This is a genomic window from Roseateles sp. P2_H4 (assembly GCF_056403315.1).
This window is the reverse complement of the sequence record NZ_JBFUFR010000039.1, coordinates 32081-58051: the sequence shown is the minus strand read 5'-3', so window position 1 is coordinate 58051 and position 25971 is coordinate 32081. Positions and strand designations below refer to the sequence as shown.

20 protein-coding genes are annotated in these 25971 nt (G+C 67.3%); 10 read left to right on the top strand and 10 right to left on the bottom strand.

The features are described from left to right. The 4 genes from AC1DW3_RS24315 to AC1DW3_RS24300 form a co-directional block, all read right to left on the bottom strand. A partial coding sequence (locus tag AC1DW3_RS24315; RefSeq protein WP_477935737.1) for a family 43 glycosylhydrolase occupies positions 1-415 on the bottom strand: 415 nt, incomplete at its 3' end. Positions 416-536: 121 nt separating this feature from the next. Beyond that, positions 537-2009, bottom strand: coding sequence for a tryptophan halogenase family protein (locus AC1DW3_RS24310; protein ID WP_477935735.1), 1473 nt, complete (start codon positions 2007-2009; stop codon positions 537-539). A 156-nt stretch (positions 2010-2165) separates the two neighbouring features. Next, a complete protein-coding gene (locus AC1DW3_RS24305; RefSeq protein ID WP_477935733.1) occupies positions 2166-5252 on the bottom strand; it encodes a TonB-dependent receptor in 3087 nt (1028 codons plus the stop codon). A 163-nt stretch (positions 5253-5415) separates the two neighbouring features. Beyond that, positions 5416-6828, bottom strand: a complete 1413-nt coding sequence (locus tag AC1DW3_RS24300) for a hypothetical protein (RefSeq protein WP_477935731.1) — start codon at positions 6826-6828, stop codon at positions 5416-5418. A gap of 325 nt (positions 6829-7153) precedes the next feature. Here AC1DW3_RS24300 and AC1DW3_RS24295 point away from each other — a divergent pair, with 325 nt between their 5' ends. The 6 genes from AC1DW3_RS24295 (at position 7154) to AC1DW3_RS24270 (ending at position 13839) form a co-directional block, all read left to right on the top strand. Continuing rightward, the gene (locus tag AC1DW3_RS24295; RefSeq protein WP_477935729.1) at positions 7154-8692 is read left to right on the top strand and encodes a tryptophan halogenase family protein; all 1539 of its coding nucleotides are present in this window, start codon (positions 7154-7156) and stop codon (positions 8690-8692) included. A gap of 140 nt (positions 8693-8832) precedes the next feature. Then, the gene (locus tag AC1DW3_RS24290) at positions 8833-9507 is read left to right on the top strand and encodes a hypothetical protein (RefSeq protein WP_477935727.1); all 675 of its coding nucleotides are present in this window, start codon (positions 8833-8835) and stop codon (positions 9505-9507) included. Positions 9508-9536: 29 nt separating this feature from the next. Next, entirely contained in the window at positions 9537-10220 is a 684-nt protein-coding gene (locus AC1DW3_RS24285; RefSeq protein WP_477935725.1) for a hypothetical protein, read from the top strand. Next, the gene (locus AC1DW3_RS24280; RefSeq protein WP_477935723.1) at positions 10204-11226 is read left to right on the top strand and encodes a sensor histidine kinase; all 1023 of its coding nucleotides are present in this window, start codon (positions 10204-10206) and stop codon (positions 11224-11226) included. Before AC1DW3_RS24285 ends, AC1DW3_RS24280 begins: the two co-directional genes overlap by 17 nt. Beyond that, positions 11223-11990 carry a LytR/AlgR family response regulator transcription factor gene (locus AC1DW3_RS24275; RefSeq protein WP_477935721.1) on the top strand — a complete coding sequence of 256 codons (768 nt, stop codon included), beginning with the start codon at positions 11223-11225 and terminating at the stop codon, positions 11988-11990. Before AC1DW3_RS24280 ends, AC1DW3_RS24275 begins: the two co-directional genes overlap by 4 nt. 43 nt (positions 11991-12033) lie before the next feature. After that, positions 12034-13839 carry a hypothetical protein gene (locus AC1DW3_RS24270; RefSeq protein ID WP_477935719.1) on the top strand — a complete coding sequence of 602 codons (1806 nt, stop codon included), beginning with the start codon at positions 12034-12036 and terminating at the stop codon, positions 13837-13839. A gap of 229 nt (positions 13840-14068) precedes the next feature. Here the strand turns inward: AC1DW3_RS24270 and AC1DW3_RS24265 are convergent, their stop codons facing one another. The 6 genes from AC1DW3_RS24265 to AC1DW3_RS24240 are packed head-to-tail and all read right to left on the bottom strand — an operon-like array spanning position 14069 to position 20327. After that, positions 14069-14815: an ABC transporter ATP-binding protein gene (locus tag AC1DW3_RS24265; RefSeq protein ID WP_477935717.1), complete on the bottom strand. Its 747-nt coding sequence runs from the start codon at positions 14813-14815 to the stop codon at positions 14069-14071. Then, positions 14812-15660, bottom strand: a complete 849-nt coding sequence (locus tag AC1DW3_RS24260; protein WP_477935715.1) for an ABC transporter ATP-binding protein — start codon at positions 15658-15660, stop codon at positions 14812-14814. The genes AC1DW3_RS24265 and AC1DW3_RS24260 overlap by 4 nt, the downstream gene beginning before the upstream one ends. Continuing rightward, positions 15657-16538, bottom strand: a complete 882-nt coding sequence (locus AC1DW3_RS24255) for an ABC transporter permease (RefSeq protein ID WP_477935713.1) — start codon at positions 16536-16538, stop codon at positions 15657-15659. Before AC1DW3_RS24255 ends, AC1DW3_RS24260 begins: the two co-directional genes overlap by 4 nt. Continuing rightward, the gene (locus tag AC1DW3_RS24250; RefSeq protein ID WP_477935711.1) at positions 16535-17542 is read right to left on the bottom strand and encodes an ABC transporter permease; all 1008 of its coding nucleotides are present in this window, start codon (positions 17540-17542) and stop codon (positions 16535-16537) included. Before AC1DW3_RS24250 ends, AC1DW3_RS24255 begins: the two co-directional genes overlap by 4 nt. Next, a complete protein-coding gene (locus tag AC1DW3_RS24245) occupies positions 17539-19161 on the bottom strand; it encodes an ABC transporter substrate-binding protein (protein WP_477935709.1) in 1623 nt (540 codons plus the stop codon). The genes AC1DW3_RS24250 and AC1DW3_RS24245 overlap by 4 nt, the downstream gene beginning before the upstream one ends. Before the next feature lie 8 nt (positions 19162-19169). Beyond that, positions 19170-20327 (bottom strand): mandelate racemase family protein, encoded by a 1158-nt coding sequence (locus tag AC1DW3_RS24240; protein ID WP_477935707.1) that lies wholly within the window; start codon positions 20325-20327, stop codon positions 19170-19172. A 175-nt stretch (positions 20328-20502) separates the two neighbouring features. Here AC1DW3_RS24240 and AC1DW3_RS24235 point away from each other — a divergent pair, with 175 nt between their 5' ends. The 4 genes from AC1DW3_RS24235 (at position 20503) to AC1DW3_RS24220 (ending at position 25951) form a co-directional block, all read left to right on the top strand. Then, the gene (locus AC1DW3_RS24235) at positions 20503-21258 is read left to right on the top strand and encodes a FadR/GntR family transcriptional regulator (protein ID WP_477935705.1); all 756 of its coding nucleotides are present in this window, start codon (positions 20503-20505) and stop codon (positions 21256-21258) included. A 55-nt stretch (positions 21259-21313) separates the two neighbouring features. After that, complete coding sequence (locus tag AC1DW3_RS24230; protein ID WP_477935703.1) at positions 21314-24172, top strand: TonB-dependent receptor domain-containing protein; 2859 nt, start codon at positions 21314-21316, stop codon at positions 24170-24172. A gap of 259 nt (positions 24173-24431) precedes the next feature. After that, positions 24432-25064, top strand: a complete 633-nt coding sequence (locus AC1DW3_RS24225) for a methyltransferase domain-containing protein (protein ID WP_477935701.1) — start codon at positions 24432-24434, stop codon at positions 25062-25064. Beyond that, entirely contained in the window at positions 25061-25951 is an 891-nt protein-coding gene (locus tag AC1DW3_RS24220) for a DMT family transporter (RefSeq protein WP_477935699.1), read from the top strand. The genes AC1DW3_RS24225 and AC1DW3_RS24220 overlap by 4 nt, the downstream gene beginning before the upstream one ends. Positions 25952-25971 lie beyond the last annotated feature (20 nt).

Sequence of the window (25971 nt, the reverse complement as noted above, 5' to 3'; positions counted from 1 at the left end):
CATCCTTGAACGGCCCCTCGGGCTTGTCGGCCACCGCGACGGCAATCACGCTCTTTGGCCAGCCCGGTACGCTCACCGACGCATAGAGGTAGAACTTGCCATCGCGCTCGACCACCTGGGAAGCCCAGGCGTCGTTGTCCTGCACCGCCCAGGGAAAGGTCGCCAGCGACGCCACAACGCCCTTGTCGGTCCAGTTCGACATGTCGGTCGACGTGTAGAGCCGCCAGCTGCGCATCTTGAAGTCGCGGGCTTCATCCTCGTCCTGCCCGGTGTAGAGGTAGACAACCCCCTTGTGCACCAACGGTGCCGGATCGGCGGTGAAGCTGGTCTGGACGAGGGGGTTCTCGGCCTGGCTCGGCTGCGGCCAGACGCAGGCCTGGACAAGCGCCAGGAGCGCAAGCACGCGCGCAATCATGGAAGCCTCGATTCGGAAGGATGCGGGACGGCGAAACGGCCATCCGCTGGGAAAACTACGGGCGATTTCGACCCCTGCCACATGGCGCCTCACCTTTCAGGTTGATCAGTTCGGGCTGACATCAGCCCAGCATCTCGAGCAGCGTGCAATGGTGCTGCGGCATGCGCGCCACCGAGGCTTCGATGGCTTTGCGACGCTGATTCAGCGCCGCCAACGCCCGCTCCGGCGGGATCTCCGCGAAGACCGGATCGTTGCGCTCCGGCCAGTGCTCCATGCCGGCGTGGATGGCCAGCCAGCTGGTGGCGTCGAAGCCTTCCTCGTCGTATTCATGCAGCACGCCGTAGCGACGCCACAGCTCCATCCGGAAGGCCAGGGTCTCGGGCAGCTCCATCGTCGCCACATGACGCCACAGCTCACTGTCGCGGCGGCGGGTCAGGCAGTAGTGCAGGATGATGAAGTCGCGGATGCGCGCGAAGCGGCGTGCCGCACCGTCGTTGAACAAAGCCCGGTCGTTCTCGTCCACCGGCCAGCCGGCCGTCAGCAGGGTCATGAGGCGGCTGATGCCGTCCTGGATCAGGTAGATGCTGGTGGACTCCAGCGGCTCCAGGAAGCCGGAGGACAGGCCGATGGCGACAACGTTGTGCACCCAGAAGCGCTCGCGGTGGCCGGTCGTGAAGCGCAGCAGCCGCGGCTCGCCAAGCGGCTTGCCGTCGAGCCGCGCCAGCAGTTGTTCGCGCGCACGGTCGGCGTCGATGAAGCGGCTCGCGAACACGTGGCCATGACCGGTGCGGCTCTGCAGCGGGATACGCCACGCCCAACCCCCTTCCAGCGCCGTGGCCTGGGTGTACGGCGCCAGTTCCTCGCCGACCCGTTCGGTGGGGCAGGCCCAGGCGCCGTCGACGGGCAGCCAGTGGCTGAAGTCGACGAAGGGCTCCTCCAGCGCCTGGCCCAACAGCAGGGAACGAAAGCCCGAGCAGTCGACGAACAGGTCGCCCTCGATGCGCCGGCCATCCTCCAGCTGCACGGCGGCCACGCCGCCATCGGCGCGGCGTGACACGTCGGTGATGCGTCCCAGCGTGTGGCGGGCACCGCGCTGCACGGCCAGCTTGCGCAGGAAGGCGGCGTACTGGACGGCGTCGAAGTGGTAGGCGTACTTGAACTGCGCCTGCTCGCTGGGCAGCACGAAACGGCCCTTCATCGCCATCACCGTGGGCACGCACTGCACGCCCAGCGGCTCGGCCAGACCCATGCGCCGGTGCTGCGCCCACAGCGTCTGCGAACCGAACAGGTTGCCGAAATGGCCGAAGGTGTGGAAGTAGTCCTTGCCAACGTCCAGCCAGTCGCAGAAGCGGATGCCCAGCTTGTAGGTGCCGTTGGTGGCGCGCAGGAAATCGCGCTCGTCGATGCCGATCAGCTGGTTGTAGTTGCGGATGGACGGGAAGGTGGCTTCACCGACGCCGATGATGCCGATGTCCTCGGACTCGACCACCTCGACGATGGCGCGGCCCTTCAATCCGGTGACCAGCGCCGAGGCCACCATCCAGCCGGCGCTGCCACCGCCCACGACGACGATGCGATCAACTTTCTGCGTCATAGAGACCCTGCCAAGTTCTTGGGCGCATTGAACGACCTGCCCCGACGTCCATCATTTCCATCTCTGGCCACGCACGGCGCCGACCCGCGCAAATGGGCATGCCGCCCGGACAGCCCGTCCGGGCGGCATGCAGGTGATGCCGCGTCAGGGACCGCCTCAGAACTCGTAGCGTGCGCTCAGCGAGTAGCTGCGGCCAGGGTAGAACCACGCACGCCCCATCGTCCCGATGTGCTGCTGCTGCGTCTGGCGGACGATGACGTTGTTCAGGTTGGTCACGTTGAGCGACATGCTGAGCGTGTCGCTGAACCTGTAGTTCATGCCGGCGTCCCACTGGCCGAATGCCTCCTGCCAGGTCGGCAAGCCCCAGCCCACATCCTGGGCACCGACGCGCGCCGGGTCCGCGCTGGTGCCGTCGGTGCCGCGTGTTCCATTGGCGTCAATCGCCTGCAAGACCCGGCTGTGCCAGTTGTAGGCCAGGCGCGCCGACAGCGGGCCGTGGTCGTACATCAGGACGAAGTTGTACGCGTTCTTGGCCATGTAGGGCAGCGGCAAATCCTTGAACGGCAAGCCGTTGGTGTCGCAGCCGAACAGATGCAAGCCGCCATTTGTCGCCGCGTTCCCGGCATCGCAATAGGGGTTGTCGATCTGCTTGTACAGGCTCTGCTTGGCGTCGATATAGGTGTAGTTGGCCGACACGCCGATGCCCTTGGCCCACTCCGGCAGCACGCCGTCCAGGAACGGGAGCTTGTCCAGGTAGGTCATGCCTGCGACTTCCAGGCCGCTGACGTTGGCCTTGCCCACGTTGGCAGGACCCGTGATGGCAAAGGTCTGCGGATTGCCGCCCGTACTGTTGTAGGCACGGGTGTAGACGCTGTTCATGATGACGTCCTTGACGTCCTTATGGAACGCCGTGGCCGTGATGGACTGGCCGTCACGCGGGTACCACTCCAGCGCCAGGTCATAGCTGTTGGCCGTGATGGGCTTGAGCTTGACGTTGCCGGTGTTGTTTCCGGTGTAGGTGACCGTCTTTTTGTCGACGTCGTAGTTCTGCTGCAGCTTGATGTACTCGCCCAGCTGGTTGAAACCGGGTCGGTTCATGCTCTGGGCCATCGCCAGGCGCGCCTGCAACCTGTCGGTGAAGTTCATCTTCAGGTTGAGCGACGGCAACACCTTGACGAACTCGTTCTGCACGTCGATGGGTTGGGTGAGTTGGTCGAAGCGCGGCAGGTCGGGCGGCGTCGTCGCGCTGTATTTCGACTCGAAAATCGTGTAGCCGTGCGAGACGTCACGGGTCAGCACGACGCGCAAACCGGCATTGCCTTCGATCGGGAACTTCAAATCGTCGAAGCCGAAGCGCAGCGTGGCGTAGACCGCATCGGTTTGTTCGCTGTGCGTGCTGGTCTTGGACGGGTCATCGTTGTAGACCAGCTCCTGGAAGTTCTTGTAGTCCGCGGGATTGCACGTCACGCCCGGGTACAGCTTCTTGCCGTCCAGGCATTGCTGGTAGCGGTAATCGTTGGCCAGTGTCGCGTACGTGTTCGGGTAGTCGCGCACGGCACCGATCGTCGGCATGACGATGTTCGGCAGCTGGCCCGCCTTGCCCCCATAGAAGTTGCCGAAGTTGAACGTTTCGACCGGCACGGACTGGTAGCGTGGGTCGTTCAGGTAGGCGAAGCTTGCGCGCGGCTGCCATGAGCCATCGTCTGGGGGCGTCTGGCCGGGCTTCACGTTCGGCTTGATCGCCCAGGGTTCGGCAATGGACGTCCAGCCGTTGCCGGTGGCGTCGTAGTGGCGTGCGACGCGGTAGGTGGCTCTCACGCCGACACGGATGTCACGCAGGATGGGGTCGTCGAAACGGTAACGCGCGTCGGCCTTCCAGGCGTAGAGGTCGGCATCGGCCTTGCTCGCACCCGGCATGACCAGATTCCAGTAATAGTTTTTCGGGTCGGCCAGGTAATCCGTGCTGGTCTGGTCGAAGCCGATGCGCACCGGGCTCTTTCCCGGCACGTCGATGCTCATGCTCGGCACGAAGGTGCCGAGCTGCAGGTTGCGGCCGATGGAATCGTTCTTCGCATGAACCCATTGCAGGTCGTTCTGCACCAGCCAATGGTCGTTGATGGCCCATTTGAAGTTCCACGCCAGCTCACGTGTCTGCGATTTGTTCTGATTCCAGCCGCGCGTGATCTGCAGGCCCAGGCCGCCGAGGACGGAGGTGTTTGCGCCGGCGCCGGTCAGATAGGTGTAGGTGCCAGACGTCAGCACGTTGTTGGCGTCGTACGTCGCATTCTTGATCGTCGACTTGTATGCGTTCTCCACACCGGTGTAGAAGCCCTGCTCGCTGCCCGTCTCGCGTGCGCCCGACACGAAATAGGTCAGCGACGAGTCCATGCCGCCCTGCTTCCACTGCAGCGCGCCATAGAAGCCGGCGCGTTCGTTGTCGCCGGTGTTGTTGCGGTAGGAAGCCGATTTCGGTGCCCAGGCCACCTGGCCAGCGATCAGGTCGGTGCGGGGGTAGTAGGCATCCAGCTGGATGCTCTCGTTCTGGAAGCTGGAGTGGTTATAGGACAGGTCCAGCAGAAGGCCGACGCGGCCGATGTCCGTATTCCACTGGGTGGTGTACAGCCCCGACATGCTGGGCGAATTCTTGCCCGAGCGCTGCGTGTAGTTGTTGCCCACCGACAAGTAGGCCTTGGTTCCTTTGTAGTCAAAGGGCAAGGCCGTGCGCAGGTTCACCGTGCCGCTGACGCCGCCTTCGATGATCTCGCTGGAGGGGTTCTTGTAGACATCGACGCCGGCCATCAGCTCGGGCGGCACATCGCCCCAGCTCAGCTCGCGGCCCGGCCAGCCGGCCGAAAACGACTCGCGGCCGTTCAGCAGCGAAGAACCCCAACTCAGGCCGCGCACGCTGATGCCCGAGCCTTCGACGGAAAAGTGCTCCGGGTCGCCACGCGACTTGTTGCGGTCGATGACGACACCGACGACGCGCTGCAGCACTTCCGTGATGGATTTGTCCGGCAGCTTGCCGGCCTCTTCCGCGACGACCGAGTCGACGATTTCCTCAGCGTTCTGCTTGATCTTCTGTGCCGTTTGCAGCGCTGCGCGCTGGCCGGTGATGACGACGGTTTCCAGGTTGGCTGGCGGCTTGTCAGTGGTCGACTGCGCCAGCGCGGCACTGCCGACGGTCAGCAGCATCATGTGGACCATGCCGCGATGGATGGCCGTGGTGCGGAACTGTTTTTTCATGGTGTCTCCGTATTCCTTCGATGTGTCCGGCGGCAGTCGGCCGACTTCGGCGCTACCGCTTGCCCCGGCATCGGATGCCGGGACAGCCCGTTGCGATGCTGGTGTCACCGCCCCGATCAACACGGGGCCGGTCGCTGACACGCAACGCCGCTCGCGGGCTGGGTTACTGGATGGTGATGGCGCCCTTGATGGTCAGGTCGGAGGCGAAGATGCCGCCTGTTTTCCTATCCACGTTCGCGTCCATCAACCAGAAGCGCGTGCGGACGATGTTGGAGGACTGCAGCAGCGTCGCCGCCGAGGCGCGCGAGGTGGCCATCTTGTCCAGCGCGGCCTTGAAGTCAGCGTCGTTGACGGGAGTGCCGTTGCTGTCATAAGGGTTCGGCAGCTTGCGCACGTCGTTGTCCAGCGACGCCACGGTCACGCCTGACAGGCCACACGCCTCGGTCACCGCGAAGTTGCTCAGCGGCACGGCGTAGCTGATCAACCCCGACAACGGGGCCCACACCAAGGTGCTCAGGGTGACGTTGCAGCCGTTGTTGCGCTTGCCCAGGTCCAGGTGCACGACGATGGGCTTGCTCGACGAGTAGAGATCGGCATTCAAGCCCATGGTGAAGCCCAGCGCCTTCTCGGTGGTCACCTGCAGCCCACCCACCGTGTCGCCCGACCCATTGAAGCCGCTCAGGCCAGGCGCAAAGATGTCGATGCGGTTGAAGCCGTATTGCCAGCCGCCGGTGAACAGCGTGTCCGGGATATGCAGGGCGGAATCGAGCGTGGAGCCGTCGCTGGAGACCTTGCTGTAGCACCAGTCGCCGCCGCTGGCATCGCACCACTCCCAACCTGCGTTCAGCGCGCTGTCCCAGGGATTGACCATGACGTTGCCACCCTGCTTGGTGAGCAAGTTGTTCATGGTTCCGCGACCGCCTCCCGGCGCGAAGCCGTCAGCAACAACCAGCGGATCGACGGCAATGAAGCGCTGCGTCGTCGTCTCCTTGTAGCTCTCATTGCCAGCTTGCTTTGCCGACACCGCGCAACTGCCCTTGGCCAGGAACTGGAGCGTGCTGCCACTGATGGAGCAGATGGTGGGCGTGTCGCTGGAGAAGGTGGCCGGCAGACCTGCGTCCGAGGTCGCGCTGAGCGAGATCGACTTCGTGGCTGCGCTAAGGACGTAGTCCGGCGGCGTGAATGTCAACACCTGCGCATGCTTCAACACATTGAACAGCTGGCTCGTGTCGTCGGCAGCTGCCCATTTGGTGCCATCCGCACCGGCCCCGCCGGGCTGGCTCGCGATGACCAGACACTCCCCCGCAGCCAGCAGCGTGACCTTGTTGTCCGCAACCGTGCAGGTGGTGGCCGTGCCGCTGCGGAAGCTGACCGGCAGTCCCGAAGTCGCGGTGGCCGTCAAGGTCGTCGGCCCATTCAACAACGTATTGCCGCCCGGGTACTTGAAGTTGATGACCTGGAAGCGGCCCTCCGATCCTCCACCCCCATCACCCCCTCCGCCCCCGCAGGCGGCCAAAAATGCGCACGCTGCTACAACGGTCAACTTCCGAGCTTGCGGAATCAACTTTTTCGTCACGTTTTGTCTCCTGTTCTGAATTGACTGAGGCAGCCGGGCGCAGACCTTCATCTGCAACGCCCCTGCGCCCTTGTGATCGGGCTCGCCTTGCTTCACTGACAGCGGCTTTTGTTCGTCCGTTGCACCAACTATTGGTCGGTGAGAAAACCGCCCCGTTACGTCTGTGATCACTGCGTTTCAGGGCTGGCGAGCGCACGGGTAACCGCGCCGTGTGTGTCAGGAATGCATTCCGATGCCGTGCGACTAGAGTACAACTGGTAAGACCAAAGAGACATAGGGCAAACTCCTGGACTGACCAGATCTGTATTTTTTTTGGAGACTGTTGGTGCGAAATCGTCCACTGCAGAGGATCGTCATCGTGGGCGGCGGCAGCGCCGGCTGGATCACCGCCGCACCGCTGGCGCGGATGCTGTGCCGGCCTGACCAACCCGACCAACCCGACCAACACTGCGAGGTGACGCTGGTGGAATCGGCGGACATCGGCACCGTGGGTGTCGGCGAAGCGACGCTGCCGACGGTCCAGTTCTACAACCAGATGCTGGGCATCGACGAGGCCGACTTCGTCCGGCGCACGCGCGCCACCTTCAAGCTCGGCATCGAGTTCCAGGACTGGGGCCGCCTCGGCAATCGCTTCTTCCACGGCTTCGGCGGCTTCGGCCCGGCCATCCACAACCGGCCGCTGTGGGCCTACTGGCTGCGTCTGCAGGCAATGGGCGACAAATTGCCGTCCTACGAGCAATGGTCGACCGCGACGGTGATGGCCCGGCAGATGCGCTTCATGCCGCCGACGCCGGGCGAGCCAGCTGCTTCCAATGCCTTCAACTACGCCTTCCACTTCGATGCGTCGCTGTACGGTGCCTACCTGCGCGAGTACGCCCTCCGGCACGGCGCCAAGCGCATCGAAGGCACCATCACGCAGGTCGAGACGCGCCCCGAAGACGGTTTTGTGACGGCGCTGCGCCTGAACGACGGGCGCCGGGTGGAAGGCGATCTCTTCATCGACTGCTCCGGCTTTCGCGCCCTGCTGATCGACGGGGCGATGAAGTCGCCCTACGAGGACTGGAGCCGCTGGCTGCCCTGTGACCGCGCCCTGGCCGTGCCGTGCGAGCGCGCTGGCCCGATGACGCCCTACACGCGGTCGACCGCCCGCACCGCCGGCTGGCAATGGCGCATCCCGCTGCAGCACCGCACGGGCAACGGGCTGGTCTATTGCAGCGGTTACCTGGGCGACGACGAGGCGCAGCGCACGCTGCTGGACCACCTGGACGGCAAGGCCCTCGACGAGCCTCGGCAGCAGCGCTTCGTCACCGGGCGACGCAAGCAGAGCTGGGTCAAGAACGTGGTGGCCATCGGCCTGTCGTCAGGCTTCCTGGAACCGCTGGAATCCACCAGCCTGCATCTCATCATGGACGGTGTCAGCCGCCTGACGGCCATGCTGCCGGACCTGTCGTTCCAGCCGGCGCTGGCGGACGAGTTCAACCGGCAGATGGCCTATCGCTACGAGTCCGTGCGCGACTTCATCATCCTTCACTACAAGCTGGGTGAGCGGCGCGACAGCGAGTTCTGGCGCTACTGTGCCGACATGCCCATTCCCGACGATCTTGCCCACCAGATCGACCTGTTCCGCAAGACCGGCCGCGTCGCCGTGATCGAACCGGAAGGCTTTGCCGAGCCGTCGTGGGCGTCGATCCTGCTGGGCCTGGGCGTCTACCCCGAGCGGTACGACCCGTACGTCGACCTGGTGGACCCGCAGCTGATCCGCCGCCACCTCCAATCGGTGCACGGCGCGATCTCGCGCACGGTGTCATCCATGCCCACGCACGCGGACTTCCTGGACCGGCTCTGCGCGATGCCGAGGGCCTGACGCACGAGACGCTTCCCGAAGTCGTTTGTCGCTGCCGGAACTGCCTCGTCGGCGCCGACGCTGGCTCATCGCATCGCCCGAGCGGGCTTCGCAGCACCCGCCCACACTGCGTCTGCCTCTTCAACTCCAAGGACAAACAGATGGACTATCGAGCCCTCCTTACCGTGCCACTGGCGGCGCTGGCTTTGAGCGCCAGCGGCGCCGAAACCCTGCGCCAGCCCGACGGCTGGGTGTCGGGCGCCGGCTATCGGTGGCCCGACGGCATGACGCATGAAGCCGGCGTCGCCCCCGAGACCGAAGCCAGCGGCCAGCGCGCGCTGACAGTCAAGTCCATTGGCAAGGGATCCAGCAGCGACATCGGCAGCATCGGCCAGTTCGTCGTCGGTTATGCCGGGCAGCGCGTGCGCTTCACCGGCCAGGTCAAGGCCGCAGGCCTTGATGGCTGGGGCGGCCTGGTCGTGGCCACGGGCTTCAAGTTGCTCTACATGGCCCACGTCGACCCGGACTTCGACAAGACGCCGCCGCTGGGCGCGGCCGGTTGCCCGGACTGGTGCGACGTCAGCGTGGTGGCCGACATCCCCGCCGATGGCCCCGGTTCGGTCAGCGTCGGCCTGGCCCTGGCCGGCAGCGGCCAGGTCTGGGCAAGAAGCCTGCGGCTGGAGGTGGTGGGCCGGGACGTGCCGTTGAGCACACAGCGCTTTGGCGTCGAGGCAGCCATCGCCGCACGGGAGCTGCACCAGAAGGTGCAGCAGATGTTGAGGGCATTGCCGCAAGACCGGCCGCCTATGCCTCCCCAAAACCTGTCCCTGCAATAAGCCCAGCGACGTCACCCAGGACTACCGACATGAACTTCCGCATCCTCCTGCTCGCGCCGCTGGCCGCCGTCGTGCTCAGCGTCAACGCCGCCAATCTCCGCATGCCCCAGGGTTGGTTTGCCCACCAGATGTCCCATCCCACTGACACCAAGACGGCTGCGGCGGCGCTGAACGGCTACGAAGTAGGCATCGATCCAGCCGCAGGCGGCGCGCCGACGCTGACGATCCGTTCGGTCTACCCGAAAACGCCGGGGCCCATCAGCGCAGCCTCGGCTCATCAAGCGGTGCTGGGCTATGCCGGCAAGCGGGTTCGCTTCAGCGGTGAGCTGAGGGCCGAAGCCGTCCGCGGCTGGGCCGGCCTCTACCTCCGCGACGGCTTCGGCGATTTGAGCGGCGACATGAATGTCTCGAGCGACGAAGTGAAGCCGCTACCCATGGGCGGCGGCGTACCGGCGGATGGCGGCTGGCATGACGTGAACGTCGTGATGGACGTGCCCGCAGACGCCACGCACCTCGGGCTGGGCCTGGGCCTGGTGGGCGAAGGCCAGGTCTGGGCGCGTGGCCTGCGCTTCGAGGTTGTCGGCCCTGAAGTGGCACCGACGACGACACCCATCGGCATCGACCTGGAGCGGGCGCGGCGCGTCTACGCGCAGGCGCTGGCAGAAACGGCAAAGTTGCCACCCGCGCCGCTGAAGAATGCCGCGCTGGACTGAGGTGCTGCGCCGCGCCCTCCTCCCTGCCCTGCTGTTCTGGGCGGCCTGGGCACTGCTGCACTGGGCCTGGCCTCAGGCGCGCTGGCTGCCTCTGGCCGCCCAGCTCTGGCTGGCCTACAGCGCCGCGTGGTTCACGCTCAACTGGCGCTGGTGGCCCCTGGCGGTGCCGCTGGCCGCCGCCCTGGGCGCGGCGGCGGGGACGCTGCTGCTGCCCGGCATCGGCCTGGTGCAATGGCGCAGCCCGCTCGCGCTATGGCAGCCTTGGCTACCCGCCTTCGCCTTCGCGCTGCTGATGCATCTGCCGACCCGCTGGTGGCGCTGGCGCGAGGAGCAGGCCCTGGCATTGCGCCTGGCGCACGCCGAGCACACGGCGGCGATGGCCGAGCTGTCGCGCCAGGTCAGCCTGACCGAACTCAAGGCGCTGCAGGCCCAGGTCGAGCCGCACTTCCTGTTCAATGCGCTGGCCAGCCTGCAGCAGCTCATCCGCAGCCAGCCGGCCACGGCCGAGCGCTTTCTCGGCGAACTGCACGACTACCTGCGCCTGGCCTTGCCCTCGCTGCGCCAACCCATGAGCACGCTGGAACGCGAGTTCGAGCTGGCAAGCGCCTACCTCACCGTGATGGCCACGCGGTTGGGCGCACGCCTGCACTTCGGCCTTCAAGCGCACCCAGACTGCAACGACCACAAGCTGCCGCCGCTGATGGTGCTGACGCTCGTTGAAAACGCGGTACGCCACGGCATCGAGCCCAAGCCGCAGGGCGGACGCATCGATCTGGAGGCGCGACGCGAGGGCGAACGCTTGGTGCTTGAAGTGCGCGACGACGGCGTCGGGCTGCAAGCGGCCGCGGCGTTGCCCGCGCAGGGCCAAGGGCTGGGCCTGGCCAATGTTCGCGATCGTTTGGCCGGGCTGTATGGCGAGGCCGCACGCCTGAGTGTTCAACAGCGCCCCGCAGGCGGCGTCTGCGCGCGCATCGAACTGGCCTGGGACAGCTCCGAAACCCGATGAAGCACCCCACTGCCCTGCTGATCGAAGACGAAGCCCTGCCGCGCCAGCGCCTGCGCGAGGGGCTGGCCGAGCTGTGGCCGCAGTTGCAGGTGTTGGCAGAGGCCGAAGACGGCGAGAGCGGCCTGGCGCTGTTGCTGGAGCTGCGGCCCGACATCGTCTTCGTCGACATCCGCCTGCCCGGGCTGGACGGCCTGCAACTGGCGCGGCGCATCAAGGGCCTGTGCCACGTCGTCTTCGTCACCGCCTACGACGCGCATGCGGTCACCGCTTTTGACCAGGGCGCGGTGGACTATCTGCTCAAGCCGCTGGCCACCGAGCGCCTGCGCGAGACAGTGCAGCGCCTGCAGCAGCGACTGCAATTGCCGCCGGCCGAACTCGCGCGCTGGTTGCAGCAGTGGACGCCGCCGTCCTTGCCAACCGCAGCGCCGGCCGTGCCCGGCGCACCGCTGCGCTGGCTGCAGGCCTCCCAGGGCGAACGCCTGCACCTCGTGATGGTGGCTGATGTGAGCCATTTCCGCAGCGACAACAAATACACCTGCGCCGTCACTGCGGAAGGCGAATACCTGCTGCGACTGTCCTTGCGCGAGTTGCTGCTGCAACTCGACCCGGAGCAGTTCTGGCAGATCCACCGCGCCGTCGTCATCAACCTCACTCACGTCGCGCGTGTCGACCGAAGCCTCGGCGGCATGGAAGTACGGCTCAAGGACGGGCGTACAACGCTGCCCGTGAGCCAGAGCTTCCAGCCGCGCTTCAAGCCGATGTAGCCCGTGCCGGCAGCCACCCGAATCACCATCTGGAAAGAACTTCATGCGCAACTGGTCCTGGGCGAACGCACTCGCCGCCGCCCTCTTTTTGGTGTGCGCTTCAACAAGCGCCCAGCAAGCCGCCCCGCAGACTCTGGAACGCGTGACGGTGGCCGCCCGCAAGGGTGACGTCTCCAAATGGTTCCGAGCTGAAAGCCCGCACCTCGTCGTCTATTCCGACGCCAGGGAAGAGGACGTCATCGCGTTGCTGAAGAACCTGGAAAAGCTGGATCATCTGCTGCGCATCTACACGCTGCCCATTCGTCAGATTCAGCAGGAGGGGCCGAAGCTCACGCTGTACTACAGCCAGGCCGCAGCGCTGCGTGAAGTCGACGGCAGCCTGCCAGCCAATGCAATCGGCCTGTACAGCAGTTGCCCGTCTGGCGTTCAGGGGTTCGGGGCCGATCTGGAACGAATATCCAGGACCAGTGATGCGCAGCTCGAGAAGGCCCCGCTGAACGAAAGCCTGTCCTATGCCTTCGAGGCGTACGCGCGGCACTTCCTATACCGACACACCGACATCCGCACGCCCACCACGTTCATCGAGGGCTTCGCGCAGTACTTCTCGGCGGTGCGCTTTTCAGAACAGCAAATGGTGATTGGCCGTGTGCCAAAGAGCATTGCCAGGTACCTGAAATTCATCGACGACGGTCACCAGTACAGCCTGGAGTACGACGACGTGCTGCAGCACCACATCGCCAACGCCCGCAACTACGCAGGCGACGCTGGTGTGCGCCTCGAATTCGAGTCGAAATCCTGGTTGTTGACTCATTTCATGTTCTCGTCGGAAGACAACCGAAAGCGTCTGAACCGATTCCTCATGATCGCCGGCCATGGGGAGTCCGCGTCGACGGCATTCGAACGCGCCTTCGACGTGAAGACGAGCGACATCGGTAAAACGATGTGGCGATATGGTCTGCGCGGCTTTCAAGCCGTCCGGGTGGCACTCCCGTCCCTGCCTGACGCCCGGGTGAGCATCCGCAGCCTGCCCCTGGCAGCGGGTGAGTTCGTGTTGGCCAATGCCGCTTTGAAGTCGTGTCCGAGCCCGCAGGTCGGGGAGTCACTGCTGAAAAAGGTCGCCCTCCTGGCGGCCAAATTCCCGACCGACGATCTTGCCCGCCTCACCTTGAGCCGGGCACAGATCGATTGGGGGGACCCGCACGATGCGTTGATTCAGTTGAATGCCGTCCTGCAGGCTGACGACGCCAACTTCGAGGCGCGGTACCTGCTTGGCGTGGCGAACTTCCGCCTTGCCCAGCGGAGCGAGGGCGACGCCAGGCGCTCCCATCTTCACGCTGCACTGAGTGAGCTTCAACGCGCCCGGGTCTTGTCCCCTCAATCGGCCGAAGCCGCCTTGGCTGCCTTCAGAGCTGAAGTGGCCGCAACCGATGACCCGGGCGGCGCGGCGCTTGAGGGAGTCACAACAGCTTGGCAGGCCACACGCGAAGTCGACGCGCTCGCCCGCGCCGCGGCGCTGGCCTATGCCTTTGCCGGACAGGCGGACGCGGCACATCAATTGCTGGTTTCACTGGCGCAGAGCATGCCGGACGAGCCCGTTGCCCAATGGGCGAGGCTGTGGCAAAGCCGGCTCGAAAGTGGCGTTAGCCGTGGCGCCATTCTTGCGGAGATGCGCCTCAGCCAACCGCCAGACACGCCGTTCAAGGAATGGACCATCGACAAGGAACGCGTGATGCAGCTCGTAGAGAGGAACCAAGGGGTTGAAGCTGCGGACTTCGCCATCAAGGAAGCGGGGCGCCAGGATTCACGGTCGCCAGCGAACGGAATGGCTGACCGCGTCGAGAAGAGATAGTAGAGCTGAGAAGTGGACGGTGAACCCTCCTCAACCGCAAGGGACGTGGGGATGCGGACGCGCGTGTAGTCGGGTCTGGGCCCGTCAAACACCGCGCAACTCGAACGGAGGCGAGCGCCTAAGCGACCGCGGCGCGGTGTGGAACTTGCCGGCGAACGAATTGCGAACAGTCACCGAGGATTGCATTTAGCGCCGATATCGACGTTCAGGTCCAAAACATCGAACAGGGTCAGCCCTCGGCGGCCATGACCAGGGCCCGCGTGTAGGCATGCTCGGCCCCGCCCTCGCAGAGGGTTTCGCGGCTCAGCGTCTCGACGATGCGGCCCTGCTGCATGACGGCCAGGCGATCGCACAGATGGGCGACGACGCCCAGGTCGTGGCTGACCAGCAGATAGGTCAGGCCGTGCTGCACCCGCAGGTCGGCGAGCAGGTTCAGGACTTCGGCCTGCACCGACACATCGAGGGCCGAGGTCGGCTCGTCCAGCAGCAGCAGCGGCGGCCTCAGGATGAGGGCGCGGGCAATGGCGACGCGCTGGCGCTGGCCACCCGAGATCTGGTGGGGGTAGCGGAATCGAAAGGCGAGCGGCAGGCCGACCTGCTGCAGAACCTCGTCGATGCGCTCGTCGACGCGATCCAGCCCGTGCACATGAAGCGGCTCCGCCAGGGCCGTGCGCACCGTGTGGCGCGGGTGCAGGGAACCGTAGGGATCCTGGAAGACCATCTGCGCGCGGCTGGCGTGAGCCCGGCTGCGCTCACCCCGGTAGGCCTGACCGGCTATGGCCACCTCGCCGCGCCAGTGGTGGTATTGCCCGGCCAGGCAGCGCAGCACGGTGGTCTTGCCCGAGCCCGATTCGCCGACCAGGCCGAAGGCCTGGCCGCGTGCCACGTCGAAGCTCACGCCGTGCAGCACCACGCGCGCCTCCTTGCCCTCGCCGAAGGACAGCTGCAGGTCCCGGACCGACAACATCGCCGTCATGCCGCGCTCCAGGCCGCGTCGCGTTGCAGCACCGGCAGCACGGCGCGACGCTGCTGCAGGCTGGGCAGGGCCGCCATCAGGCCCTGCGTGTAGGGATGGGTGGCATGGGCCAGGTCGGCCGCCGCCAGCGTCTCGACGACGCGGCCGGCGTACATGACCAGCACGCGGTCGCAGAAGCGCCGCACCAGGTTGAGGTCGTGGCTGATGAAGAGCAGCGCCAGGCCCTGCTCGGCCACCAGTTCGTCCAGCAGGCCCAGCACCTCCTGGCGCACCGACACGTCCAGCGCCGAGGTCGGCTCGTCGGCGATCAGCAATTGCGGGCGCTGGGCCAGCATCATCGCGATCATGATGCGCTGGCCCATGCCGCCCGAGACCTCGTGCGGGTACTGGGCCGCCACGCGCCGCGGCTCGCGGATGCGCACCCGCGCCAGCAGCGCCTCGACCTGCTCGTCGCACTCGGCGCGTGACAGCTTGGCGCCACGCTGCACGGCCTCGCCGATCTGGCGGCCGATGCTCATGACCGGGTTCAGCGAGTATTTCGGGTCCTGCATGATCATGGACAGGCGGCGGCCGCGCAGGGCGGCCATGTCACGCTCGCCGGCCTGCAGCAGGTCGATGCCGTCGAATTGCAGGCGCTCGGCGCTGATGCGGGCCTGGCGCGGCAGCAGCTTCAACAGCGCGCGGCCGACGGTGGTCTTGCCGGAGCCGGACTCGCCGACGACGGCGAGCTTCTCGCGGCCGAGGCTGAAGGACACGCCGTGCACCACCGGCACGGGCGCTGCCGGGCTGCCGTAGGCCACTTGCAGGCCCTGGACCTGGAGCAGCGGTTGTTGTTCAGTCGTCATGACGCTTGGCGCGGGTCGAGCGCGTCGTTGAGGCCGTCGCCCAGCAGGTTGAAGGCCATGCTGACGGCCAGGATGGCGGCGCCCGGGGCGGCCACGGTCCACCAGCTGTCCAGCATGTAGCGGCGGCCTTCGGAGATCATCGAACCCCATTCCGGCAACGGCGGCTGGGCGCCCAGGCCCAGGAAGCCCAGGCCGGCCGCCGTCAGCACGACCGAGGCCATGTTCATCGTCAGCCGCACCAGCACCGAGGGCATGCACAGCGGCGCCAGATGCCGGCACAGCACGCGCAGATGCGAGGCGCCCTGCAGCTGGGCGGCGACGATGAAGTCGGCGTTGCGCAGCGTCATGGCCTCGGCGCGGGCCAGGCGGGCAATGGGCGGCCAGGCGGTCAGCGCGATGGCCAGCACGGCGTGGTCTAGGCCCGGGCCCAGTGCCGCGACAAAGGCCAGCGCCAGCACCAGGCTGGGGAAGGACAGGAAGACGTCGGCCACACGCATGCAGACCATGTCGACCCGCCCGCCGAAATAGCCGGAGACCACGCCGATGCCCATCCCCAGCGGGCCGACGACGACGGTGACCAGCGCGACGATGAACAGCGTGATGCGGGTGCCGTGCACGAGGCGGCTGAAGACGTCGCGGCCGAACTCGTCGGTGCCGAACCAGTGCGCCGGGCTGGGCGGCAGCAGCGCGGCGGCGAGGTCCTGGCGCAGCGGGTCGTGCGTGACGATCCACGGCGCGAACAGTGCCACCAGCACCAGCAGCGCGATGACGGCGACGCCGATGGCGGTCAGCGGATTGGCCAGCAGCTTGCGTGCGCTGGCGCTGGTCTCGCGGCGCCAGGCCTGCCAGGCCCCCATGGGAACGGCGGTAGCGGTCATGAGCGGGCTCTCGGGTCAAACACGCGGTAGAGCGCGTCGGCGGTCAGGTTCAGGGCGACGAAAAGCAGGCCGATGACGAGCACCGAGCCCATCACCGCGTTCATGTCGCCCAGCAGCAGGCTGCCGGTCAGATAGCTGCCGAAGCCCGGCCAGCCGAACACGGTCTCGACGAGGACGGCGCCCTCCAGCAGGCCGCCGTAGGCCAGCGCCAGGATGGTCAGCAGCTGCACGCGGATGTTCAGGAAGGCATGCCCCCAGACGACCTGGCGGCGGCTCAGGCCCTTGACGCGCGCCGTGGTGATGTATTCCTGGCTGAGCTGGGCGAGCATGAAGCTGCGCGTCATGCGACTGAGGTAGGCCATGGAGTGCAGGCCCAGCACGCAGGCGGGCAGCAGCAGGTGGCGCAGCGCGCTGCGCCAGGCCGCCGTGTCGCCGGCCAGCAGCGTGTCGACCAGCATCAGGCCGGTGACGCGCGGGATGGCGCCTTCAAACGACAGGCCGATGCGGCCGATGCCGCCGGCCCAGCCGAGCCAGGCGTAGAAGACCAGCAGGCCCATCATGCCGAACCAGAACACCGGCGTGGAGTGGCCGAGCAGGCCGAGCACGCGGGCGACGTGGTCGGGCCAGCGCTTGTGGTTGCTGGCCGCCCAGACGCCCAGCGGCACGCCCAGCAGCGCGCCGAGCAGGATGGCCAGCGTGGCCAGCTCGACGGTGGCGGGCAGCACGCGCGCCAGGTCCTCGGTGACGGGCCGGCCGGTCAGCAGCGCGCGCCCGAGGTCGCCCTGCACCAGGTCGCCCAGGTAGCGGCCGAACTGCGTCCACAACGGCCGGTCCAGGCCGAGCTGGCGGTAGACCTGCTCGTAGGTGGCGCGGTCGGCGTCGGGGCCGACGATGGCCAGCACCGGGTCCAGCGGCATCACGCGGCCGATCATGAAGGTCAGCAGCAGCAGGCCGAGCAAGGCCAGCGCCGCGCTCGTGCCACCGCGTATCCACCGCTTCGTCATGGGTGGCTCTCCTTGTAGACCTCGCGCAGCCGCGTCGCGCCGCTGGGGTGGCCGTGATAGCCGTGCACAGCACGGCGCAGCACCTGGGTGTCGAGCATCTGGGCGATGGGCTGGATGGCCCCGACCTGCGCGTCGAAGCGCTGCTGGGCCTGGCGGTAGAGGGCGGTCTGCGCGGTGGCGTCCGGCGTCAGCAGGGCCTGCTCGATGAGGCGGTTCAGCTCGGCGTCGGCATAGCCAGTGCGCCAACCCTGAAAGTTGCTGAGCCGTGCGCTGTCACGGTTGTCGGGGTTGTAGACCAGGGCGCGCAGGCTGGAGTGCGGGTGGGCCTCGGCGCCACCGCCGCCGCGGCCGACGACGATCTCGAAGCTGCGCTCGCGCATGGAGCCGTAAACCTGGTTGCCGGTGCCCGGCAGGATGCTGGCGCGGATGCCGGCCTGGGCCAGCGTGGCCTGCAGGCTGGTGGCGATGCCGGTGAAGGGCGCCTCGGCGACGACACGGATGGTCGTGTCGAAGCCGTCGGCCAGGCCGGCCTGGGCCAGCAGGCGGCGCGCGGCCACGGGGTCGAAGGCGTAGCCGGGCTGGGGCAGCGATGCCGGCAGGCCGGGCGGCACGGGCCGCATCTGCAGTTCGCCGTAGAAGGGCAGCACGCCGCCGGCGACGCCCTGGAAGTCGATCAGGTAGCGCAGCACCGCGCGGCGCACGCGCTCGTCGGCATAGCGCGGGTGGCGGGCATTGACGGCCACGTAGTACATCGTCGAGCGGCGCACTTCCTCGACGACGAGGTCGGGCCGTTTGGCCAGCGCGCGCACATCGGGCGCCGACATGCCGCCGGCGATGTCGAGGTCGCCGCGCATCAGCATCAGGCGCAGCGTCTGCGACTCCGTCATGTGGCGGAACACGACGCGCCGCAGTTTTGCCGCGGGCTGCCAGTCGTTGGCCGAGCGGCGCATCGTCAGCAGCTCCTTGGGGCGCCACTCCTCCAGCTCGAAGGCACCGGAGCCGGCGGCGTGCGTGGTCAGCCAGGCATGGCCGAGGTCGCCGCTCTGCTCGTGGGCGAGCACGGCCTCGCGGTCGATGACATAGCCGCTCATAGACGTGGCCAGCGTCATCAGCACCAGCGTCGGGTCGGTGGGCTGAGGCAGGTCCAGCACCAGGGTCTGGGCGTCTTCGGCGCGGATGTGGGCGGCGGCGTTGGCGGCCGTGTAGCCATAGCTCTTCCAGACCGAGGCCAGGGCCAGGTTGAGCGTCAGCACGCGCTGCAGCGACCAGGCCGCGTGCACGGCCGTCAGCGGCCGGCCGCTGGCAAAGCGCAGGCCGGCGCGCAGCTTCAGCGTGATGCGCCGGCCGCCCTCGCCCACCTGCCAGGTCTCGGCCAGGCTGGGGCGCAGCCGGGTGGTGTCGGCCGCGTCGACCTCGAGCAGGCTGTCGTAGAGGTTGCAGGCCACGGTGGCCGCGTCCAGGCCGGTGGCGGCGGCGGGGTCGAGCGAGAGCAGGTTGTTCATGCTCATGCCGACCAGCAACTGGTCGTCGGGTGAATCAGCGTGCGCCGCGCCCCAGGCCCCAGCGAAGAGCGCGGGCAGCTGACGGCGACGCAACAGCCAAGAGGATGCCGGGAACATGGCTGCGTTCAGTAGGTGGCGACGGTGTGCTTCGAGATGTAGTCGAAGTTGATGTCTTCGCCGAGGCCCGGGCCTTGCGGCAGCGAGACGAACCCCTCAGCATCCATGGGGTCGACGAGGGCGTTCATATAGGCCGGCACCTCTTCGTAGTCGAGGAAGGGGTGCAGCAGGCCGCGCTCGTACCAGCGGCAGTTGCGGATGGCCCCGCACACCGCCAGATTGGGCGCGCCGTTGCCGTGCACCTCGCAGTTCATGCCGAAGGACTCGGCCAGGTGGGCCACCTTCATCGTCGGGCCGATGCCGCCGCAGCCGGTGACGCCGGCACGCAGGATGTCGCTGGCGCCGGACTTGACCCATTCGGCCCGGGCGTAGTGCTTGCCCGACAGGCTCTCGGGCCCGAGGATGGGCACGTCGAGCTGACCGGCCAGCCAGGCGTAGGACGCCGTGCTCTGCTCGTTCATCATTTCCTCGAACCAGGCGAAGCCCAGTTCCTCGAGCGCACGGCCGATGCGCAACGCGTCGGTGCGGCTGTACTCGTGATAACCGTCGAGCATCAGCTCGATGTCGGGGCCGACCGCCTCGCGCACGGCGGTGCAGGCCTTGATGTCCATGCCCGGGTTGGGCGCGAAGGAGACGGGCGGCATCCAGGTGTGCAGCTTGATGGCCTTGTAGCCGCGCGCCACCAGCTTCAGCGCGAAGTCGCCGTATTCCTCGGGTGTCGACAGCCCGCCCGCCAGTTCGTCGCCGCACATGGTGCTGCCATAGGCCGGCACCTTGTCGCGGTAGCCGCCGAGCAATTGGTAGACCGGCGTTCCGAGCGTGCGGCCGATCAGGTCCCACAACGCACTGTCCACCGCACCCAGGGCCCGGTCGGTCAACTGGCCGGCGCTGCCGCGCTGCCAGTGCTCCAGCTCGCACCACAGCTTCTCGCGCTGCATCGCGTCGCCGCCCACCAGCACGCGGCGCACGAACTGGTTCAACACATGGGGCCGCACGACCTGCGGCGGCGCAAAGCAATGGCCCTCGACGCCATCGGTGCTGCGGATGCTCAGCAGCGCCAGATGGGCCGTACCCAGAGGCCCGGGGTGGGAGTGGCCGGCGGCGTCCACCGAGCGGCGCGTCGGGTGGGTGAATTCAACAGCCCGGACGCTTTCGATCTTGATCATTTCACCGTCTTTCTCATCAGTCGTCTGATGACTTGCAGTGTATACGAGTCGGCCAAAATTGCAGCATCCAGGGCGATAAACAAGTCATTCTCAGGGTTTCCGATAGTCATTTCTTGTTTTGCAGTCCTATACTGACATCAGTCGTCTGATGACTTGAAACAGCACTCCACACATCGTGAGCACCGCCAACTCCTCCACCGCCCGTCCCGCCAGCCTGTCGCAACGCGTCGTCGAAGCGCTGTCGGAGCGCATCACCGGGGGCGCGCTCAAGCCGGGCGATCGCATGCCGACCGAGCCGCTGCTGATGCAGGAGTTCGGCGTCAGTCGCAGCGTCGTGCGCGAGGCGCTCTCGCGGTTGCAGGCGGGCGGCCTGCTGCGCACCCAGCAGGGCATCGGCAGCTTCGTGCTGGCGCCCAAGGTCGACAGCCCGCTGCTGCAAGCCGTGGCGCCGTCCGAGCTGAAGCTGCAGCAGAAGCTCGCCATGCTGGAGCTGCGCCTGAGCCTGGAGCCCGAGGCCGCCGCGCTGGCCGCGCAGCGCCGCACACCGGAGCAACTGGCCGCGATGGAACGTGCACTGAAGGACTTCGACATCCAGCGCAGCACCGGCGAGGCCACGGCCGAGGCCGACTTCCGCTTCCACGAGCTGCTGGCCCAGGCCACCGGCAACGAGTACTTCGCCCATGTGCTGCGCTCGCTGGGCAGCGGCACCATCCCGCGCCAGTCGGCCGCCGCACCGCGGCGCAGCCGCGCGGCCACGCCGGCCCGCTTCGGCGAGCCCTCGCCCGAATTGCGTCAAGGCAAAGACATCACGGCCCAGGAGCACCACGCCGTGCTCGAGGCCATCCATCGCGGCGATGCCGCAGCGGCTCGCGCGGCCATGTTCATGCACCTGAACAACAGCCGTGAGCGCATGAAGAACGCCAGCCGCTGAGCCTGTGCTCCGCGCTGGCGCTCCTCAAGACACCACATCCTTACGGAGACAAGACGTGCGCCTCAGTTCCCAACGCCATTCCCGGGCTTTCCGCCCCACGGCCCTCGCCCTCGCCCTGCTCGGCCTGGCCTCGACCGCATCGCGGGTCCAGGCCCAGGAAACCCAGGAGAACCAGGTCATCGACCGCGTCGAGATCACCGGCTCCATCATCCGGCGCTCGGTCAAGGACGAGAGCGCGCTGCCGGTCTCGAAGATGAAGGCCGTCGAGCTCGACCAGCGCCTGAACACCGAGCTCAAGGACATGATGCTGGAGCTGCCCCAGGCCAACTCCGTGGGCAGTTATGCCGGCACGGCCGGCCCGATGACCAGCCTGCGCGGCTTCGGCCCGATGCGCACGCTGACGCTGCTGAACGGCCGCCGCCTGGCCAAGGAGCCGTTGACCAACCAGTACGTCAGCGTCAACGTCATCCCGCGCATGGCCATGAGCCATGTCGACATCCTGCGCGACGGTGCCTCGTCGAGCTATGGCTCCGACGCCATGGGCGGCGTGCAGGCCTTCTACACGCTCAGCAGCTACCAGGGCGTGGGCATCAAGCTCGAAACCGTGCAGCCGACGCGCTCCGGCGGCGGCGCCACGCGCGCCCTCGGCCTGATCGGCGGCATCGGCGACCTGGGCAAGAACGGCTGGAACGTGTATGCGGCCCTGGACATCCAGCAGCGCGACGTGCTGCCGCGCACGGCGCGCCCCGAGCTGACCGACGGCTCGGCGCTGACCCAGCTGGGCATCAGCACCGCGCCAGGCCTGGGCGCCAACGCCGCGCCGGGCAACTTCACCGACCCGACCAACCCGACCACCGCGCTGCGGACCGTGCGCTACAACCCGATGTATGCCAGCGGCTGCCTGCCGCCCTACTCCGTGCCCAGCACCTCGGGCGGCCGCCAGACCTGCTTCCTGGACGCCAACACGCAGTACACGACCTTCAACAACAAGAACGACATCCTGAACTTCTACGCCCAGGGCAAGATGCAGCTGCCGGGCGACCACCTGCTGACCGTCGAGTTCAACCACAGCGAGTTCGAGGTCGACCAGTACAACAACCCGGCCGCGCCCACGGTGCGCCTGACCAGCACCCACCCCTACTACCCCGGCAACGGCAAGGTGCCGGCCGTGCCCGGGCTGAACCTGGCGGGCCGCCCCATCGACGTGCTGTGGTCGGTGGCCGACGCCGGCCCGCGCATCCGCAACGACATCCACCGCAACGACCGCGTCGTGGCGACCACCGAAGGCTCGCTCGGCGCCTGGGACTACCGCACCGGCATCAACTACGGCCGCTCGCAGCGCGAGACGCAGGCCGGCGCCGGCTGGCTGCGCGTGACCGGCATTGCCAACGTGCAGGGCACGACCGCGCGCACCCTCTTCCTCGACCCCAAGCTCAACCCCTTCGGCCTGCAGGACGCCGCCGGCATGGCCCTGCTGGACGGCGCCGCGATGGACGGCCAGACCCTGCGCCTGCACCGCGCCGAGAACGCCAGCCTCGACGCGACCTTCTCGCGCAGCCTGATGAAGCTGGGCGGCGGCGACATGATGCTGGCGCTGGGCGCCGAGCTGCGCCGCGACACCTGGAAGGCCATCGGCCTGGCCAGCAACGACCTCTCGACGGCCCTGAACGGCCAGATCGACCTGCTGGGCGGCGACAACATCGCCAGCGGCGCCAACACCGCCACCAGCACCAAGATCAGCCGCGACGTCACCTCGCTGTTCGCCGAGCTGGACGTGCCCATCCGCCGCGACCTGACGCTGAACGCCTCGGTGCGCGGCGACAAATACAGCGACCTGGGCGAAACCACGGTCAACCCCAAGCTCAGCCTGCGCTGGACCCCGGTGTCCAGCCTGGTGCTGCGCGCCTCGGCCAATACCGGCTACCGCGCCCCCAGCCTGCCCGAGATCTACACCAAGGAAACCGAGCGCACCTCCTTGTCCGTGTTCAACGACCCGCTGCTGTGCCCGACCGTGAACGGCGTCGCCACGCCCAAGGCCGGGTACGCGCCTGAAGTCGTCTGCGGCCTGACCGGCTACACGCAGATCACCAAGGTGCCCAACAACGCCGGCGTCAAGCCCGAGACCTCGCGCAGCCTGACGTTCGGCGCGGCCTTCGAGCCCGTGAAGGACCTGACGATGACGCTGGACTACTGGCGCACGCAGATCGACAGCGTCATCGGCAACCGCGCCATCGACTACATCCTGGCCAACCCCGCCACCTATCCCGGCCTGTTTTTGCGCAACGCGGACGGCACGCTGGGCGTGACCAGCAGCTCGGGCTTCAAGGACGCGGTCATCAACACGCCGTCCAACGTCGGCTCGCTGCGCGGCGCCGGCCTGGACGCCAGCCTGAAGTACGCCACGCCGCGCGCCGCCTGGGGCCGCATCACGGCAGGCGTCGACATCGCCTACCTGACCCGCTGGGACGCCCGCTCCGAAGGCGTCAACAACGGCGACTGGGTCTCGGCCCTGGGCTTCTTCAACGACGTCGTGCCGGTCAACCCCAATGCCGGCCTGTCCAACGCCACGCGCGGCCTGAACAACCGCTGGCGCCACACCGCCCAGATCGCCTGGCAGGACAACAACTGGCTGGTGCAGCTCTCGCAGCGCTACCAGAGCAAGGTCTATGACCAGAACCTGGCCGCCGCCACCGGGGCCGGCACCTCGGGCGCCCGCAACGTCAGCCCCTATGAGCAGTACAACTTCCTGGTGCGCTATTCCGGCTTCAAGAACCTCAAGCTGTCGCTGGGCGTCAGCAATCTGTTCAACGACCAGCCGCCGCTGACCAACCACAACGCCTACCGCGGCTACCTGACCAGCGTGGCCGACGTGCTGGGCCGGGCCTATGTGGTGACTGCCGACTACCGCTTCTGAGTCTTTCTCCTGGTGTCTTCGAGCAAGTCGTCGAAGCCCTTCAAGCTCCTGGCTCGTGCCAGGAGCTTTTTTTATGCCCTCAGACTGCGCTTGAATTGGCCGTCGACATGAAGGCGGCCATCGAGCAGATGCGCGTTCAGGTCCAAAACATCGAGTAGGGTTTCGGCGAGGCTGGCTACTCGCACAAGGCGTTGCCGGGCTGCGCGTCTAAGGCATATGCCTCATTTATCCGCCGCGTCTTAGCGCCACGCTGAGACCCATGCTGAAACCCAACTCCACTGCAGCAGCCATCCCGTTGCGGGCCGGCGCCGCCAGCCGCAGCACGATCTCGTCGTACCAGAGCTGCGCGGCCGGCTACGACAAGCTCTGCGACGACAACCCGTCACCGGCCGTCCGCGCCCCGCTGCGGCGGATGCTGGAACTGATGGGCGGCCAGGGCCGCATCCTCGAGATCGGCTCAGGCCCGGGCCGGGACGCCGATTTTGTCGAGTCTCTGGGCGCCCGGGTGCGCCGCACCGACGCGACGCAGGCCTTCCTCGACATCCAGTCGAGCCGCGGCAGGCGCTGCGAACTCCTCGACGTGCTGACGGATCGCATCACCGGCTCGTACGACGGCGTGATGGCCTTGTGCACGCTGATGCACATCGACCGCGCGCACACCGACCTGGTGCTGGACAAGATCCGGCGCGCCACGCGGCTGGGCGGCGCCTTCCTGGTCTCGATGCGCGAAGGCGACGGCGAGACGACCGGTCGCTATCAGATGACCTACTGGTCGCATGCCGCCTTCGCCACCCGGCTCGAGAAGGCCGGCTTCTGCGTCGAGGCCAGCGAGCGGCGCACCAGCTCCCGCGACGACGTGTGGATGACCTTCCTCTGCCGGAGGGTGCTATGAGTCCGCGCGGCTGGTTGCTGTTCGTCGCGCTGAGCCTGATCTGGGGCGTGCCCTATCTGCTCATCAAGATCATCGTCGCCGAGTTGCCCGTGGCCGTGCTGGTGTTCGCGCGCGTCGGCATCGCGGCGCTGGTGCTGCTGCCATTCGCGATGCGGGACTTGCCGGTGACGCTGCTGCTGCGGCACTGGCGGCCCTTGCTCGCGTTCGCGACTCTGGAGTTCGCATTGCCGTGGGGGCTGCTGTCGCATGCCGAAACCCGCATCCACAGCTCGACGGCGGGCCTGCTGATGGCGACCATCCCGGTCCTCGCCGTCATCGTCGGCCGGCTCACCGGTGACAAGGAAGCGATTTCCTCGCGGCGCTGGTGCGGCCTGGCCCTGGGCTTCTTCGGCGTCTTCCTGCTCGCCGGGCTGCAGTGGGGCGACGAACTGGTGCCGACGTTCGAGGTCTTGGGCGCCGCCGCGGCCTATGCCACCGCCGCGGTGGTGGCCGGCCGCGGGTTGCGGTCGGTGCCCGCCTTGCCCATGATGACGGTCTGCCTTGCCGCAGCCGCCCTGATGTATCTGCCGGCCGCCGTGCTTGCATGGCCTTCGGCGCTGCCGTCCGGCCGGGTCATCGCGTCCCTCGGTGTGCTCGCGGTCGTCTGCACTTCGCTGGCCTTCATCTGGTTCTTTGGCCTGATCCGGGAGGTCGGCATCAGCCGGGCAGTCGTCTTCACCTACATCAACCCCGTCGTGGCCATGGTCGCCGGTGCGCTGCTGCTGTCCGAGCCTTTGTCGCTGACTACGCTGCTGGCCTTCGCGTTCATCCTGGCCGGCTCCCTGCTGGCCACCGCCCGGGGCGAGCCAGCCCAACCCGCGAGCACCGCCGAAACCTCGAGCCCTTGAGGCAAACCGGAGACGACTGA